This window comes from Streptomyces sp. NPDC058674 (assembly GCF_042716505.1).
Lineage (GTDB): Bacteria > Actinomycetota > Actinomycetes > Streptomycetales > Streptomycetaceae > Streptomyces.
The window spans coordinates 49,491-63,901 of sequence record NZ_JBHXSC010000020.1; the positions used below are offsets into that span (position 1 = coordinate 49,491).

16 protein-coding genes are annotated in these 14,411 nt (G+C 73.9%); 7 read left to right on the top strand and 9 right to left on the bottom strand.

Annotated elements, in window-relative coordinates:
* The first annotated feature begins 86 nt into the window (after positions 1 to 86).
* Both ACFWU6_RS13365 and ACFWU6_RS13370 read left to right on the top strand, forming a co-directional pair.
* A complete protein-coding gene (locus ACFWU6_RS13365) occupies positions 87 to 1,364 on the top strand; it encodes a thymidine phosphorylase (protein WP_383980861.1) in 1,278 nt (425 codons plus the stop codon).
* A 183-nt stretch (positions 1,365 to 1,547) separates the two neighbouring features.
* Positions 1,548 to 1,886: an STAS domain-containing protein gene (locus ACFWU6_RS13370; protein WP_383807341.1), complete on the top strand. Its 339-nt coding sequence runs from the start codon at positions 1,548 to 1,550 to the stop codon at positions 1,884 to 1,886.
* Here ACFWU6_RS13370 and ACFWU6_RS13375 read toward each other — a convergent pair.
* From ACFWU6_RS13375 to ACFWU6_RS13385, 3 genes are all read right to left on the bottom strand, one after another.
* Positions 1,773 to 2,786, bottom strand: coding sequence for a sigma-70 family RNA polymerase sigma factor (locus ACFWU6_RS13375; RefSeq protein ID WP_383807339.1), 1,014 nt, complete (start codon positions 2,784 to 2,786; stop codon positions 1,773 to 1,775). The two genes, ACFWU6_RS13370 and ACFWU6_RS13375, sit on opposite strands and share 114 nt — an antisense overlap.
* A 74-nt stretch (positions 2,787 to 2,860) precedes the next feature.
* On the bottom strand, positions 2,861 to 3,553 hold the full coding sequence (locus ACFWU6_RS13380) for a L,D-transpeptidase family protein (protein ID WP_383980898.1): 693 nt from the start codon (positions 3,551 to 3,553) through the stop codon (positions 2,861 to 2,863).
* 106 nt (positions 3,554 to 3,659) lie between these two features.
* Positions 3,660 to 5,003 (bottom strand): MFS transporter, encoded by a 1,344-nt coding sequence (locus ACFWU6_RS13385; protein ID WP_383980863.1) that lies wholly within the window; start codon positions 5,001 to 5,003, stop codon positions 3,660 to 3,662.
* A 98-nt stretch (positions 5,004 to 5,101) separates the two neighbouring features.
* On the opposite strand from ACFWU6_RS13385, the gene ACFWU6_RS13390 reads away from it, so the two are divergent.
* Complete coding sequence (locus tag ACFWU6_RS13390; protein ID WP_383807385.1) at positions 5,102 to 6,037, top strand: LysR family transcriptional regulator; 936 nt, start codon at positions 5,102 to 5,104, stop codon at positions 6,035 to 6,037.
* A 157-nt stretch (positions 6,038 to 6,194) separates the two neighbouring features.
* Here ACFWU6_RS13390 and ACFWU6_RS13395 read toward each other — a convergent pair whose 3' ends face one another.
* Complete coding sequence (locus ACFWU6_RS13395; protein WP_383807334.1) at positions 6,195 to 7,232, bottom strand: LuxR C-terminal-related transcriptional regulator; 1,038 nt, start codon at positions 7,230 to 7,232, stop codon at positions 6,195 to 6,197.
* Positions 7,233 to 7,405: 173 nt separating this feature from the next.
* On the opposite strand from ACFWU6_RS13395, the gene ACFWU6_RS13400 reads away from it, so the two are divergent.
* Entirely contained in the window at positions 7,406 to 8,614 is a 1,209-nt protein-coding gene (locus tag ACFWU6_RS13400; RefSeq protein ID WP_383980865.1) for an ATP-grasp domain-containing protein, read from the top strand.
* 45 nt (positions 8,615 to 8,659) lie between these two features.
* Here ACFWU6_RS13400 and ACFWU6_RS13405 read toward each other — a convergent pair whose 3' ends face one another.
* Entirely contained in the window at positions 8,660 to 9,385 is a 726-nt protein-coding gene (locus ACFWU6_RS13405; RefSeq protein WP_383980866.1) for an alpha/beta hydrolase, read from the bottom strand.
* 113 nt (positions 9,386 to 9,498) lie between these two features.
* On the opposite strand from ACFWU6_RS13405, the gene ACFWU6_RS13410 reads away from it, so the two are divergent.
* The 3 genes from ACFWU6_RS13410 (at position 9,499) to ACFWU6_RS13420 (ending at position 11,955) form a co-directional block, all read left to right on the top strand.
* On the top strand, positions 9,499 to 10,647 hold the full coding sequence (locus tag ACFWU6_RS13410; RefSeq protein ID WP_383807326.1) for an adenosine deaminase: 1,149 nt from the start codon (positions 9,499 to 9,501) through the stop codon (positions 10,645 to 10,647).
* Between the two features lie 139 nt (positions 10,648 to 10,786).
* Positions 10,787 to 11,047, top strand: a complete 261-nt coding sequence (locus tag ACFWU6_RS13415) for a hypothetical protein (RefSeq protein ID WP_383807324.1) — start codon at positions 10,787 to 10,789, stop codon at positions 11,045 to 11,047.
* Positions 11,048 to 11,178: 131 nt separating this feature from the next.
* Positions 11,179 to 11,955: a hypothetical protein gene (locus tag ACFWU6_RS13420; protein ID WP_383980868.1), complete on the top strand. Its 777-nt coding sequence runs from the start codon at positions 11,179 to 11,181 to the stop codon at positions 11,953 to 11,955.
* A gap of 13 nt (positions 11,956 to 11,968) precedes the next feature.
* Here the strand turns inward: ACFWU6_RS13420 and ACFWU6_RS13425 are convergent, their stop codons facing one another.
* The 4 genes from ACFWU6_RS13425 to ACFWU6_RS13440 all read right to left on the bottom strand — a co-directional run bounded on the left by ACFWU6_RS13425 (position 11,969) and on the right by ACFWU6_RS13440 (position 14,301).
* Positions 11,969 to 12,169, bottom strand: coding sequence for a PspC domain-containing protein (locus tag ACFWU6_RS13425; protein ID WP_383980870.1), 201 nt, complete (start codon positions 12,167 to 12,169; stop codon positions 11,969 to 11,971).
* Positions 12,170 to 12,208: 39 nt separating this feature from the next.
* Positions 12,209 to 12,781: a VanZ family protein gene (locus ACFWU6_RS13430; RefSeq protein WP_383980872.1), complete on the bottom strand. Its 573-nt coding sequence runs from the start codon at positions 12,779 to 12,781 to the stop codon at positions 12,209 to 12,211.
* 235 nt (positions 12,782 to 13,016) lie between these two features.
* Positions 13,017 to 13,667 (bottom strand): PH domain-containing protein, encoded by a 651-nt coding sequence (locus ACFWU6_RS13435; protein ID WP_383980874.1) that lies wholly within the window; start codon positions 13,665 to 13,667, stop codon positions 13,017 to 13,019.
* A 25-nt stretch (positions 13,668 to 13,692) separates the two neighbouring features.
* Positions 13,693 to 14,301, bottom strand: coding sequence for a class F sortase (locus ACFWU6_RS13440; protein ID WP_383980876.1), 609 nt, complete (start codon positions 14,299 to 14,301; stop codon positions 13,693 to 13,695).
* Positions 14,302 to 14,411: the final 110 nt, after the last annotated feature.

Genomic DNA, 14,411 nt, shown 5'->3' on the forward strand with positions numbered 1-14,411 from the left:
CGGCCCTCCCCCCCTCCCGGGCGGAGGGCCGTCGTCTTCCTCTCCTCCTCACCCCCTCTCTCTATGCGCGTAGAAGGAAGCACCTCATGGACGTCATCTCCGTCATCCGGACCAAGCGGGACCGCGGTGAGCTGAGCCCCGAGCAGATCGACTGGGTCATCGACGCGTACACGCGCGGTGTCGTCGCCGACGAGCAGATGTCGGCGCTGGCGATGGCCATCCTGCTCAACGGCATGAACCGCACCGAGATCGCCCGCTGGACCGCGGCGATGATCGCCTCCGGCGAGCGGATGAACTTCGACTCGCTGTCCCGGCCCACCGCCGACAAGCACTCCACCGGCGGCGTCGGCGACAAGATCACCCTCCCGCTGGCGCCGCTCGTCGCCGCCTGCGGCGCGGCCGTGCCGCAGCTGTCGGGCCGCGGCCTCGGCCACACCGGCGGCACCCTCGACAAGCTGGAGTCCATCCCGGGCTGGCGCGCGCTGCTCTCCAACGAGGAGATGCTGCACGTCCTGGACACCACCGGCGCGGTCATCTGCGCGGCCGGCGACGGCCTCGCCCCCGCCGACAAGAAGCTCTACGCCCTGCGCGACGTGACCGGCACCGTCGAGGCCATCCCGCTGATCGCCTCCTCGATCATGTCCAAGAAGATCGCCGAGGGCACGGGCTCCCTCGTCCTCGACGTGAAGGTCGGCACCGGCGCCTTCATGAAGAACATCGAGGACGCCCGCGAGCTCGCCTCGACCATGGTCGCCCTCGGCACCGACAGCGGCGTCAAGACGATCGCCCTGCTCACCGACATGTCCACCCCGCTCGGCCTGACCGCGGGCAACGCCCTGGAGATCCGCGAGTCCGTGGAGGTCCTGGCGGGCGGCGGTCCCTCCGACGTCGTGGAGCTGACCCTGGCCCTGGCCCGGGAGATGCTGGACGCGGCGGGCATCAAGGACGCCGACCCGGCCAAGGCCCTGGCCGACGGCTCCGCGATGGACGTCTGGCGCCGGATGATCGCGGCCCAGGGCGGCGACCCGGACGCGGCCCTGCCGGTCGCCCGCGAGCACCACGTGGTCACCGCCCCGTCCTCGGGCGTCCTGACCCGCCTCGACGCGTACGCGGTGGGCGTCGGCGCCTGGCGCCTGGGCGCCGGCCGCGCCCGCAAGGAGGACCCGGTCCAGGCGGGCGCGGGCATCGAGCTGCACGCCAAGCCGGGCGAGCCCGTGACCGCCGGGCAGCCGCTGATGACGCTGCACACGGACACCTCGGAGAAGTTCGCGTACGCCCTGTCCGCGCTGGAGGGCTCCTTCGACATCGCCCCGGCCGGCACGGCCTTCTCCGCCACTCCGATCGTGCTGGACCGCATCGCCTGACCCGCCGCGCCTGAACCGCGGCGGCTGACCCGCCGCGCCTGACTCGCGGCGGCCGGCCGCGGCGGCCCCCACGGAGACCGGGCCGGCGGACCCCCGCCGGCCCGGTCCGCTCTCCGCGTGTCCGGCGCCGTCCCGCCCGGGCGCCCGCCGATGAGTTCGGGGCGCCGGGGCAGTCACCCCGTCGTGGAGATCACGCGACTCGTGCTGCCCGGACCGACCCCCACGGCCCGGGACGCCGCACGCCTGTGCGCCCGCCTCGCCCTGCTCTACGAGGCCGGGGCCACCGGGGTCGTCTGCGACGCCGCCGCGGTCACCACCCCGGACCTGGGCGCCGTGGAGGCCCTCGCCCGGCTCCGGCTGGCCGCGCGGGGCCGCGGGACCCTCACCGTCACCGGGGCCGGACCCGCCCTACGGGGCCTCCTGCACCTCGTCGGACTCGCCGAGCTCCTCGGGGAGCCCGAAGAGCGGGAACCACCGGGCGGTGTCCAGGAAGGCGTTGAGGCCGACGATCCTGCCGTCTGAGACCTCCAGGACCTGCAGTGCCCACGGCGTGTGACTCCTCCCGGACTCCGCCGGCCGGTACTGCCCGAAGGCGGGCATGCCGTTCGCCGTCGTCGGGACGAGCCGGGAGCCCTTGCAGCCGATGCCCTGGTTCAGGTGCCAGGCGGCGATGTCCTCGCGCCCCTGGAGCCACAGGTCGAACGGCGGCATCGACAGCACCGCGTCCTCGTGCAGCAGGGCGGTGAGCCGCGTGATGTCGTACGCCTCGAAGGCCGCGAGGTACTGCTCCAGCAGCTTCGTCTGCGCGGCGTCCAGCGGATCCGCCGGGTCGCTCCGGCGCAGCCCCTGCCCGGCGAGCGTCGCCCGCGCGCGCTGGAGGGCGCTGTTGACCGACGCCGTCGTGGTGTCCAGGAGCTGCGCGACCTCGTCGGCCTTCCAGGCCAGCACCTCGCGCAGGATGAGCACCGCCCGCTGCTTCGCCGGCAGGTGCTGCAGAGCGGCGACGAACGCCAGCCGCACGGACTCCCTGGCCAGCGCCATCTCGGCGGGATCGGCGGTCTGCGGCAGCACCCGGCCGTCCGGTACGGGCTCCAGCCAGGTCACCTCCGACCGCTCGTTCAGCACGGCCGAGGCCTGGTGCTGCGGGGCGGTGAGGTCCATGGGGCGGGCCCGCTTGTTCCCGGCCTTCAGCAGGTCCAGGCAGACGTTGGTGGCGATCCGGTACAGCCACGAGCGCAGCGACGACCGGCCCTCGAACGTGTGGTGGCTGCGCCAGGCCCGGACGTACGTGTCCTGCACCGCGTCCTCGGCGTCGAAGGCGGAGCCGAGCATGCGGTAGCAGTAACCGGTGAGCTCGATGCGGTACCGGTCCATGGCGGTGTCCAGATCCGGTTCCGGCGGTGTCGTCGCGAGGTCGCTCATGGCTGTCGTTCCCCCAGGTCGCTTCCGATACTCCGGAAACTACCCGAGGGGTCCGACAACGGCAGCCGGAGGCGTCACGTGCCGGGCTTGCGCCCGTAGACGTAGACGGAGTTCCCGTTGCCCAGCATGTTCCAGTACGCCTTGGCGTCGGCGGTCCGCATGTTCACGCAGCCCCCCGAGCCCGGCGGGTTCCACATGCTCTTGGTGGTCGAGTGGAAGGCGATCCCGCCGTCGAAGAACTGCGAGTACGGCATCGAGACGTTGTAGATCGTCGACCAGTGGTTGATGCTCCGGTAGTAGATCGTCTTCAGGCCGGTCCGGGTCTCGGTGCCGTCCTTGCCGGTGCGCACGGGCACCGGGGCGTACGTAACGGTGGAGCCGTCCTGTATCCAGCTGATCTGCCGCGTCAGGTCGACGCAGGCGATCCGCCCCCGGTTCGTCGGACAGCTGCCGTCCTTGTTCGGATTGGGTCCGACCGACCACTGGGTCAGGATCAGGCTCATCGTCTGCCAGGTCAGCGGCCCGGCGTACCCCTGCGTCGGGGTTATCCCGTGGGTGGCCTGGAACGCCTTGATGGCATTGCAGTCGGCCGCCGACTGGCTCCCGTCCACCGGCCGCCCCAGGAACTGCTCCACCTGCCGCTGGTACGGCCCGGTCGTCAGGTTGCACGAGGCGGCCTGCGCCGCGCCGCCCCCCGCGACCACCACCGGTACGGCCATCGCCGCCGCCGCCGCGAACACCACCGCCGCCCGCCGCCTCGCGCGCATGCGCTTCGCCCCCATCAGGTCCTCCCCTTGTCCTCGGACTGCTGTCCTACCGGTTCAATGCCCGGAAAACAACCACGGGTTACCTGGAGGGGGTGCGTAGATTCCCTCAGCGCGCGACGGCCGCCGCCGTCATCGTCCGGCGCTCCGCGCGGGCCGCGTGCGACCCGTACAGCGTGATCGAGACGACGCCCAGCACGGCCAGCAGCGCGATGCCCACCGTGGCCGCCCACCCGGCCCCGTGGTAGGCGAGCGCGCCCAGGGTGCCGCCGGCGCTGGAGCCCAGGTAGTACGCCGACTGGTAGAGGGCGGAGGCCTGCGCGCGGCCGGTCTTCGCCGTACGGCTCACCGCGGCGGACGCCACCGCGTGCCCCGCGAAGAACCCGGCCGTGATCAGGACCAGTCCGGCCAGGATCGCGGGCAGGGAGTCGGACAGGGACAGCAGCAGGCCGAGCGCGGTCGTGGTCACCGCCAGGTAGAGCGCCCCGCGGCGCCCCGCGCGGGCCACGAGCCGGCCCGCGGCGGCGGAGGACACCGTACCGACCAGGTAGATCAGGAAGATCGAGCCGATCACGCCCTGCCCCAGCGAGAACGGCTCCTCGACGAGGCGGTAGCCGATCACCGTGTAGACCGCGCCGAAGACGGTCATGAACAGGGCGCCGATCCCGTACAGCCGCAGCAGCAGCGGGTCGCGCAGGTGGCCGCGGACGGTACGGCCCACCGCCCGCGGGTTCAGCGACGCGGGCCGGAAGAACCGGGCCCGGGGGAGCAGCACCCGGAAGGCCACCGCGCACAGCAGCGACAGCAGCCCCACGGTGAGCAGGCCCAGCCGCCAGCCGCCGAGCTGCGCCGCCCAGCCCGTGACCAGGCGACCGCTCATGCCGCCGATGGAGTTGCCCGCCACGAACAGTCCGATCGCCCCGACCAGCGCCTTCGGCTTGACCTCCTCCGCGAGGTACGCCATCGCGGAGGCCGGGATGCCGGCGATCGCCGCGCCCTGGACGGCGCGCAGCGCCACCAGCCACTCCAGGCTCGGCGCGAAGGGCACCAACAGGCCCACGCCCACGGCCACGGCCATCGACCAGGTCATCATCCGGGTGCGGCCGAAGCGCTCGGAGAGCGCACTGAGCGGCAGTACGAAGAGCGCGAGCGCGCCGGTGGCCGCGGACACCGTCCAGCTGGCCTGACCCGCCGTCACCCCGAAGCCCTCGGAGATCGCGGGCAGCAGTGCCTGGGTGGAGTAGAGGAGGGCGAAGGTGGCGAGTCCGGCGGCGAAGAGCGCGAGGCTCAGACGGCGGTAGCCGGGACGGCCGGGCTCGCGGGCCTCGGGCGCGGGGGCGTTCGCGGGCACGGGCGCGGCGGCGGACCTGGACGCGGGCGCGGGGGAGGAGGCGGGGAACGACGAGGGGGAGGCACCCGCGATGACGGGTGCCCCGGTATGAGCGGGAGGCATGTGTCGAAGGTAGGCCCGTGTTTTTCATGCGTCCAATGCACGGATTCGCCATAATCGATCCACTCATGCATCAGCCCAGCTCAGGAGGGGACATGTCGATGAACCGTTACGAAGAAGACATGGCGGTGACACGTCTGCTGGCCCCGCGCCTCGCGTACTTCGCGGCCGTCGCCCGGCACGAGCACGTCACCCGCGCCGCGCACGAGCTGGGCGTCCCCCAGTCCACCCTCTCGCGGGCCATGGTCCGCCTCGAACAGGACCTGGGCGTCACGCTGTTCGCCCGCAAGGGCCGCACCGTCGCCCTCACCACCGCCGGCCGCACCTTCCTCGCCTCCGCCGAGCAGGCCCTCACCGAGATCGCCCGCGCCGCCGAATCGGTCCAGCAGGACGCCGATCCGACCGCGGGCAAGGTCGCCTTCGGCTTCCTGCACACCCTGGGATCCGAGACCGTGCCCGGCCTGATCCGGGCCTTCCGCGCCGACCACCCCCGCATCCGCTTCTCCCTCGTCCAGAACTACGGCGAGGCCATGCTGGAGCGGCTGCGCACCGGCGAGCTCGACCTCTGCCTCACCTCGCCCCTGCCCGACGCCCCCGACCTCGTCGCCCGCCGCCTCGACGAGCAGCGGCTGCGCCTGGTCGTCCCCGACGACCACCGCCTCGCCGGCCGCAAGCGCATCCGCCTGGCCGAGGCCGCCGAGGAGACCTTCGTGACCCTGGAGCCCGGCTACGGCCTGCGCCGCATCACCGACGACCTCTGCGCCGAGGCCGGCTTCACCCCCCGGGTCGCCTTCGAGGGAGAGGAGGCCGAGACCCTGCGCGGCCTCGTCGCCGCCGGGCTCGGCGTGGCCCTGCTGCCGCCCCCCGCGGTGGCCCGCCCCGGCGTGGTCGAGCTGACGGTCACCGCGCCGCGCGCCGTCCGCGAGATCGGCGTCGCCTGGCTCGACGGCCACCCCGACACCCCGCCCGTGGCCGAGTTCAAGCGCTTCCTGCTCTCCCGCCGCGGCCGCCTGATCCCGGAACTGGAGACGACCTAGTGCTGTGACCGGAAAGATTCACCGGGTCGCGGCGCCCGGCACGGCACCTCGCCGCGTTGTCGGACCCCGCGAGTACGTCCAGTACGAGCCGGGGCCCTCCGCCTTGCGATCCACCGCACCGGACACCGCGCCCCGGCAAACCTTTCCGGTCACAGCACTAGCGGCCGTCCGTCCCGCAGGCCGGGTCCGCCGTCGCCGGCGGCGGGTGGGAGGACAGCAGGAACCCGGCCTGGAAGCGGGACTTGGCTCCCACCGCCCGCATGATCTCCGCGATGTGGCGCTGGCACGTCCGCTCCGACATGCCCAGGCGCCGCGCGATCACCTTGTCCTCCAGCCCCTCCGACAGCAGCCGTACGATCGTCTGCCGCAGCTCGTCCGAGATCGACCGGGCCGCCTCAGGGCTGACCGTCACCGGGAAGGGCTCCGCCCCCAGCCAGGACCGCTCGAACGCCGCCGTCATGAAGTGCACGACGCTAGGCTCCCGCACCACGAGCGCCGCCCCGCTGCGGTCCGGCACCGCCATCAGGCCCGTGTGGTCGTCGAAGACCAGCATCCGCATCAGCCCGTCGCCCAGCGTCCGCACCTGCGCGCCGAGCGCCGTGACCCGCTCCACGTACGCCGCCGTGGGCCGCGAGTAGCGCGCGGTGTGCTGGTAGATCGTCCGCATCCGGACCCCGCGCGACAGCAGCGACTCGTCCCGCCCGATCGACTCCTCCAGGGTCTCCAACGGCCGCCCGCCGCCCGGCTGCGAGGTCAGCAGCTCCCGTTCGCACGCGGCCACCAGCTCCGCGATCAGCCCCCGGACCGCGCCGAGGTCGGTGACCAGCTCCAGCCGCCCCGAGCCGGCCAGGTCGCGGTGCGCGGTCCCGGCCTCGTAGGCGGGCACCAGCGCCTCCAGCCGCCCGCGCAACCGGTCCATCTCGTCGTGGGTCTCCCGTACGAGCAGGGCCAGCGGCGCCATCGCCCGGGCCGCCGCGGCCCGGGGCGCCACCGCGCTCCACCGGTCGGGTCCGCCGCCCGGCGCCCGCTGGAGCAGGTGCGCGGCGGCCAGCTCGGTGACCGCGGCGGCGGCGCGCGCGCCCAGGGCCTCGGTGGCCTCGGCCGCGTCGAAGGCGTGCCGCTCGACGGCGTACGCGTACAGACGCCTGGCCGCTGGGCTCAGTTCCGCGGATTCTCCGGCGTGGTCGGCTGGCATATGCGTATTCGTCCCGGCCTGTGTCTGTTTATAAACCCCTCGTATTCCCGCAAGGCGGCAAGACGATGCGTGCCCCGACGCTTCCGGCATATGCCGACGAGGCACAGTGACAGCACGGCGTGAGGGGGGAACGCGGTATGCGGCAGCGGAGTCCCAGGGAAGCGCGGGGGCCCGTGGCCGTCCTGCTGAGCCCCCGACCCGCCGTGGTGGCGGCCGCCCGCCGCGCGGGCGCGCGCATCGTGGTGGTCGCGCCGGATCCATCGGTGTCATCCGACCGTGAGGGGGCGGAGCGGCGGGTACGGACGGACTGGCGCGACCACCGCGGCCTCGTCGACGCCGTGGGGCGGATGGCGGAGGTCCGGCACGGCCGCGCCGCCGTCTTCGGCTTCGACGCCGCCGCGGCCCTGGCCGCCGCCCGGGCCAACGAGGAGCTGGGCCTGTCCGGCACCCCCACCGCCGCCGTCACCGCGCTGATGGACAAGGCCGCCCTGCGCGCCCGCTCCAACGCCCTGCACCCCGCCCGTCCCGTCTCCTTCGCCCGCTGCGGCCGCGCCGCGACCCTCGCCTTCGTCGCGACCCTCATCGGCTACCCGTGCGTGGTCAAACCGCGGGCCGGCGCCGACGGCGAGGGCGTCCGCCTGCTCCGCGACGAGACCGAGGCGCAGGCCGCCGCCCTGCACTACCCCGAGGTCACCGACCTCCTCGTCGAGGAGTACCTCGAAGGCCCCGAACTGGCCGTCGAGGCCCTCTCCCGGGAGGGCCGCCACCGAATCCTCGGATGGGCCCGCCGCCGCGCCGGCCCCGGTCTGGCCGCCACCGGGCACGAGCTGCCCGTGGCCATGGCCCCCCGGACCGCCGAGGCCGTACGCAGCCTCGTACGCGGCGTCCTCGACCTCGCGGGCCACCGCGACGGCCCCTCCCACACCGAGGTCATCCTCACCCGGCGCGGCCCCCGCCTCGTCGAGGCCCACGCCCGCCCCGGCGGCGAGGAGTTCGGCCGGCTGCTCCGGCTCGCCCACGGCACCGACGTCCTCGGCCTCGCGCTCGCCGCCGGGCTGGGACTGCCCGACCCGGTGCGCAGCCCCCGCGCCGCCCACGCCGGGCTGCGGTACGTGGACTTCCCGGCCGGCCGCCGCCTCGACGGGGTCCACCCGGGGATCGCCGCGGCCCGGGCGGTGCCGGGCGTGGTCCGGGTCCAGCTGGAGATCCCGCCCGGGGCGACCGTCCGGCGCGCCCCGACGGGGGCGCTGCACCACGCGTACGTCCTGGCGACCGCACGCACCCCGGCCGCCCTGGCCGGCACCCTGGACCGGGCCACCGGCCTGCTGGGCCAGGCCCCGCCGGCCCGCCGCATCCCCCAGCCGAAGGGCGGTCCGGCCTGAGCCGGCCGGCCCCCGGGGCGGTCTCCCCCGGACGTGTCGGACCGGTCACCTGCTCCGCTGGCGGCCGAAACCGGCCGCCAGCGGCATGCGCAGGCCCAGGGGCGGCGGCGCCGCCAGGGCGTCGGTCACCGGGCGCGAGTACCGCCCCGAGAAGACCGATCCCAGGACGAAGTCCACCGACAGCGCCACCACTTCCGCCTGGTGGTCGCGCAGTCCGTGCCCGTCCGAGTGGACCTCGAAGCGGCAGGTCGAGCGGTTCGCCTTCTTCGCCCGCGCCGCCAGCAGGAAGGAGGACTCCGGATCGCTGTGCGCGTCGTTCGTGCCGTGCACGATCAGCACCTGCCGGCCCGACAGCTGTTTCACCGGTTCGGGCGACTCGGCCGCGGTCCGCGCGTCCGGCAGGCAGGGGGCGAGCGCCAGCACCGAGGCGACGGCCGGGTGCCCCGCCGTGCGCAGGGCGGTCAGGCCGCCCGAGCCGAAGCCGGCCAGGCACACCGGGACGTCCCCGTAGCGCCGCCCCACCTCGTCCGCCACCCACCCGGCCTGCTCCTCGCGCGAGGAGCCGCCGCCGTGCAGCACGGCGTGCGCGACCAGGCCCTCCGCCCCGCCCTCCCGGGCCAGCGCCCGCGCGAGCGGGCGCAGCGGGCCCGGGGAGAAGCGGGACGACCCGGGGAGGAGGAGGACCACCGCGCTGACCGTCGTGACCGAGCCGTTCGCGCCGACCGCCCGCCCCAGGCGGGCACCGCGCGCCGGCGGCGCATGCTGTGCCATGGCGGAACAGTCTCAGACCCCGAGGTGTACGCCATCCGTCCGCGCGGTCTCTGTTACATATCGACCGCGGCCGCCGGGACACGCTCTACGCGCGTAGGAGCTAGAGTGCCCAGATGACGAGCGAGACCCTCAACAAGCCGACCCCGGATCAGATCCGCCGCTCCCCGAAGGTGCTGCTGCACGACCACCTCGACGGTGGACTGCGCCCCGGGACCATCATCGAGCTGGCCCGCGAGGCCGGCTACGAGAACCTCCCCGAGACCGACGCCGACAAGCTCGGCGTCTGGTTCCGGGAAGCCGCCGACTCCGGCTCCCTCCCGCGCTACCTCGAGACCTTCGCGCACACCTGCGCGGTCATGCAGACGAAGGAGTCCCTCTTCCGGGTCGCCGCCGAGTGCGCCGAGGACCTGGCCGAGGACGGCGTGGTGTACGCGGAGATCCGCTACGCCCCCGAGCAGCACCTCGAAGCCGGTCTGACCCTCGAAGAGGTCGTCGAGGCCGTGAACGACGGCTTCCGCGAGGGCGAGCGCCGCGCCAAGGCCAACGGCCACCGCATCCGCGTCGGCGCCCTGCTGACCGCCATGCGCCACGCGGCCCGTGCGCTGGAGATCGCGGAGCTGGCCAACCGCTACCGCGACAACGGCGTGGTGGGCTTCGACATCGCCGGCGCCGAGGCGGGCTTCCCCCCCACCCGCCACCTCGACGCCTTCGAGTACCTCAAGCGCGAGAACAACCACTTCACCATCCACGCGGGCGAGGCCTTCGGCCTGCCGTCGATCTGGCAGGCCCTGCAGTGGTGCGGCGCCGACCGCCTGGGCCACGGCGTGAAGATCATTGACGACATCGAGGTCGCCGCCGACGGCACGGTGAAGCTGGGCCGCCTGGCCTCGTACGTACGGGACAAGCGCATCCCCCTGGAGATGTGCCCGACCTCGAACCTGCAGACGGCCGCGGCCGCCTCGTACGCCGAGCACCCGATCGGCCTGCTGCGGAAGCTGCACTTCAGGCTGACGGTGAACACCGACAACCGGCTGATGAGCGGCACCAGCATGAGCCGCGAGTTCGAGCACCTGGTCGACACCTTCGGATATTCGCTGGACGACATGCAGTGGTTCACCGTCAATGCGATGAAGTCCGCGTTCATTCCTTTCGATGAACGACTGGCCATGATCAACGAGGTCATCAAGCCCGGCTATGCCGAGCTGAAGTCGGAATGGCTGTTCCAGCAGACCGTCTCCACCAGTGGTTCTGTCGTGGCCTAGGCCACGGCATGACGTACGGAAAGCGCCCGGGAGGAGCAATTCCCGGGCGCTTTCTCATATGAACACATGTTTGCGGGCGGGGGTTTGAAGTGACTAGTTTGCGGAGCCGCTCAATTCCCCGTCGCAAGGACGATCTTTCATGAAGAAGTCAGCTGCCAAGACCCTCGGTGCCGCCGTTCTCGGTGCCGCCTTCGCCGTCACCGCCGCGGGCACCGCCTCGGCGGCCGTCCCCGCTGTCGGCCTGACCGACGCGCTGGGCACCGCCACCGGCGCGCTCCAGGGCATCACCAGCCAGCAGCACATGGGGGCCGAGGACGGCCAGCAGTCGAGCGACCCCACCTCCCAGGTCACCGGCCTGCTGAACCCGCTCACCGGCGGACTGAACGGACTCGGCGGCTGAGGCTGCCACCGTACGAACATGTGCGCGGCGGGTGCACTCCTCTTCGACGAGGTGTGTGCCCTGCCGCGCCGTGTGCCACGATCACCACCAACTGCCCGCCGACGCACGGGGTATGAGGTTCGGTCATGCGCATGAAGGCACGAGCGACGTTGGTCGCGCTGGTCCCCGCCCTGCTCCTCGCGGCGGTCGGATGCAGCAGCACGGACACCCCCGGGACGGCCAAGGCCCCGGACCCCAAGGGCTCCGCCGGCCCGGCCTCCGGCGCGCCGGGCGCCCCGGCCGCCTCCACCCCCGCCGCCGACGGCACGGCCGGCCGCACCGGCACGCCGAAGAGCGGCGGCACCCGGCTGGAGCGGTCCGCCCTGGAGCAGGGCGACCTCGACGGCTACCAGATCTCCGCGCAGGGCAAGAACCCCAACGCGCCCGACGGCCAGCCGCAGGCCGACCGCAAGGCCTGTCAGCCGCTGGCCGACGTCATGGGCGACAAGCCGGACCCGGCCGCGCGCGAGACCGTCAACCGCGGCATCGGCTCCCAGAAGCAGGTCGGCCTCGCCGTCTCGGCCTCCGTGAGCTCCTACGCGGAGAGCGACGCCAAGGCCCTGATCGCCCGCCTCAAGGACGCCGTCGCCGCCTGTGCCACGGGCTTCACCGCCACCGTGGAGAAGCAGAGCGGCAGCTACCGCGAGGTGCGCTCCGCGGACTACCGCACGAGCGGCGACGAGAGCGTCAGCTGGACCACGACCGCGGCCGCCCAGGGCGTCTCGGCCCTGGTCCACCTGGTCGTCGCGCGGGAGGGCGACACCGTCGTGCGGCTGATGGCGCTCAACGTGGCGGCGGCCGGGCAGAAGGCGCAGGTGCCGCAGGAAGTGGCGGACAAGCAGCTGGAGAAGGTGCGGCGGGCCGGATGACCCGCGGACCGGTCTACCAGGCGGTGGAGGCGGACTTGTCGTTCGGCAGGAGCAGCCACAGCGCCAGGTAGACCAGGAACTGCGGGCCGGGCAGCAGGCACGAGACGACGAAGATGACGCGCATCGTCTTCGCGGACATTCCGAAGCGGTGCGCCAGCGCGGCGCAGACGCCGCCGATCCATCGTCCGTCACGGGGGCGGGCAAGGGCGCTCATGGTGTCTCCTTCGTCGGGGATCGCTCTTCTTGCGATGACTCAATACTCCCGCCGGACCGCCGACAGGACGTCGGTCCACGGGCCGAGCCCGACCCTGGTAATTCTCGGGGTGGCCCCCTGATAAGCGGCCTGTGAGCGCCGCATCCGCGCCCGCAGCGCCGGTACGACGGCCACGTGGGCCAGCAGAACGCCGACCGTGTTGAGCAGCACCGAGTCCACGTCGACCACCTGTCCCGGCACGGCGGTCTGGAGCATCTCGATGCACACCGAGACCAGCGCGCCCGCGGCGGCGGTCCGGGCCAGCGAGGACCACGCGGACAGCGGCGAGGGCGCGAGGCGCCCGCTGACCAGGGGCAGCAGCACCCCCAGCGGGGCCAGCAGCGCCAGCCCCTCCCCGATCCGCCGGGCGGCCTCCAGCGGGCCGAGGGCGAGGTCCGCCCTGATTCCCTCCAGCGGGGCCAGATTGGCGGCCGCGGCCCAGGGCACGTCCAGGGGCCGCAGGGTCAGCCAGCCGGCGACCAGGAGATGAGCGGCCAGCAGGAGCCCGGCCGTGAGCCGGAGCCGGAGACGGATGGCGGTGGCGGCGTTTTCGCCTGCCTCATGACGCTGCACACCTGCGAGGACGCCGCACCCGGTAGCCCCGGTTCCGCACGGGCGGGGGTGTGGCGGGGAGCACGTCGGGCGGCCGCTCGGCCGTTTGCCCAGTGGCCGCTCGGGCGCCTGCCCGGCCGGTCGCAGGGCGGTTGCTCGGGCGGTCGCAGGGCGGTTGCTGGGGCGGTCGCGGGACGGGGTTGCCCAGGCGCTTGCTCGGCCGGTCGCTCGGCTGCCGGTCGCCGGGCTGGGTCGCTCAGGCGGTCGCCAGGAGGACGGCCAGCAGGACCGCGCCCGCCGCGACGGGGGCGATGATCTCGTAGGCCCACTGCACCCGCACGGGGCCCTGGGCGCCCGTACGCGAGGCGCAGCGCTCGGCCTGTCCGTTCAGTTCGTCCACGATCCGGTCGGCCCCCGCGCGCTGGGCTTCGGCGGGCCGGGCGGCGGCGCCCGGTGCGGGTGCGGCGGCGCCGCGGCCCGTGAGGCCGCCGGCGCCGAACCGGCCGCCCGCGGGGCGGGTCGCCCTCTTGCGCTCCCGCAGGGAGACGGGCACGGACCAGAGCTGGTACGTCGAGCCCCCGGCCAGCACCTCCGCGGAGTAGCGGGCGCGCACGGCGTCCACGGACCCCCAGGGCAGCTCGATGACCCGGAAGGGGTTGCGCACGCGCAGCCGGTCGTCGTTGGCGAAGACGGCGGGGCGGACGGTGAAGGCAACGATGAGCGGTACGACGCACAGCGCGACCGCCAGCGAGATCCACGGGGTGTTCCCCGCGCCGCGCACGACGGCGTCCCCGCAGAGCCAGGCGGTCAGCGCGAGCAGCAGCACTCCGGTGACCACTGCCATGGAGGAGCGGTAGACCCGGTCGGCGTACACGGGCTCGTCGGACGGCTGCTGCTGGCTGCTCATGCGGTCGATTCTGCCGCACGCCGTCTCAGCCCACGAGATCGGCGTACAGGATGATGTTGTCGGGGCGGTGGCCTGCGGTGATCTCACCGCCGCAGGTGATGACGCGCAGCTCGGGCCGCGTCGTGTCGCCGTAGACCTTGGCGGTGGGGAAGCGGGATTTGTCGACTTGCTCCCGCTCGCGTATCCGGAAGACGGCCGCGGTGCCGTCCGCCCGGTGGACCGTGATCTCGTCGCCGGTACGGACCCGTGAGACGTATCTGAGCACGGCCGGTCCGCGCACGGTGTCGAAGTGGCCGATGAGTACGGCGGGACCGGTCTCGCCGGGGGTGACGCCCTTGCCGTACCAGCCGATCCTGTCCCCGTCGGCCACGGAGGGCACCTCGACGGTGCCGTCGGCCGCCAGGCCCAGCTCCAGCAGCGGTGAGGCGTCCACGGCGGCCGCGGGTATCCGTACGCGCACGGGCGCGGAGGCGGGCAGCGGGGCCGCGGGGGGGACTGCGGGCAGGGTGGCCGCGGGCGCGGCGGGGGGCGCCGCGGCGGCGGACCGCGGGGCGGCGGGGCCGGCCGCGCCGCAGCCGCTCAGGGCGGCCGCGAGGAGGGAGGCGGCGAGCAGGACGCGTACGCGGGAGTCCATGGGGGTGCTCCGGGAACGGCCCGCGGCGGGGCCCCCCGGGGGGGGGGCCCGGCCCACGGCCAGTCCCTAACCGGAAGCCGAGGGGGTACGCATGGGTGGCGACGTCGGAG

What these genes read in the sequence shown, in the direction of transcription:
- ACFWU6_RS13365 (WP_383980861.1), top strand. Translation starts at nt 87, where the DNA reads ATGGACGTCATCTCCGTCATCCGGACCAAGCGGGACCGCGGTGAGCTG.
- ACFWU6_RS13375 (WP_383807339.1), bottom strand. Translation starts at nt 2,786, where the DNA reads ATGAGCGACCTCGCGACGACACCGCCGGAACCGGATCTGGACACCGCC.
- ACFWU6_RS13380 (WP_383980898.1), bottom strand. Translation starts at nt 3,553, where the DNA reads ATGCGCGCGAGGCGGCGGGCGGCGGTGGTGTTCGCGGCGGCGGCGGCG.
- ACFWU6_RS13385 (WP_383980863.1), bottom strand. Translation starts at nt 5,003, where the DNA reads ATGCCTCCCGCTCATACCGGGGCACCCGTCATCGCGGGTGCCTCCCCC.
- ACFWU6_RS13390 (WP_383807385.1), top strand. Translation starts at nt 5,102, where the DNA reads ATGAACCGTTACGAAGAAGACATGGCGGTGACACGTCTGCTGGCCCCG.
- ACFWU6_RS13395 (WP_383807334.1), bottom strand. Translation starts at nt 7,232, where the DNA reads ATGCCAGCCGACCACGCCGGAGAATCCGCGGAACTGAGCCCAGCGGCC.
- ACFWU6_RS13405 (WP_383980866.1), bottom strand. Translation starts at nt 9,385, where the DNA reads ATGGCACAGCATGCGCCGCCGGCGCGCGGTGCCCGCCTGGGGCGGGCG.
- ACFWU6_RS13410 (WP_383807326.1), top strand. Translation starts at nt 9,499, where the DNA reads ATGACGAGCGAGACCCTCAACAAGCCGACCCCGGATCAGATCCGCCGC.
- ACFWU6_RS13415 (WP_383807324.1), top strand. Translation starts at nt 10,787, where the DNA reads ATGAAGAAGTCAGCTGCCAAGACCCTCGGTGCCGCCGTTCTCGGTGCC.
- ACFWU6_RS13420 (WP_383980868.1), top strand. Translation starts at nt 11,179, where the DNA reads ATGAAGGCACGAGCGACGTTGGTCGCGCTGGTCCCCGCCCTGCTCCTC.
- ACFWU6_RS13425 (WP_383980870.1), bottom strand. Translation starts at nt 12,169, where the DNA reads ATGAGCGCCCTTGCCCGCCCCCGTGACGGACGATGGATCGGCGGCGTC.
- ACFWU6_RS13435 (WP_383980874.1), bottom strand. Translation starts at nt 13,667, where the DNA reads ATGAGCAGCCAGCAGCAGCCGTCCGACGAGCCCGTGTACGCCGACCGG.
- ACFWU6_RS13440 (WP_383980876.1), bottom strand. Translation starts at nt 14,301, where the DNA reads ATGGACTCCCGCGTACGCGTCCTGCTCGCCGCCTCCCTCCTCGCGGCC.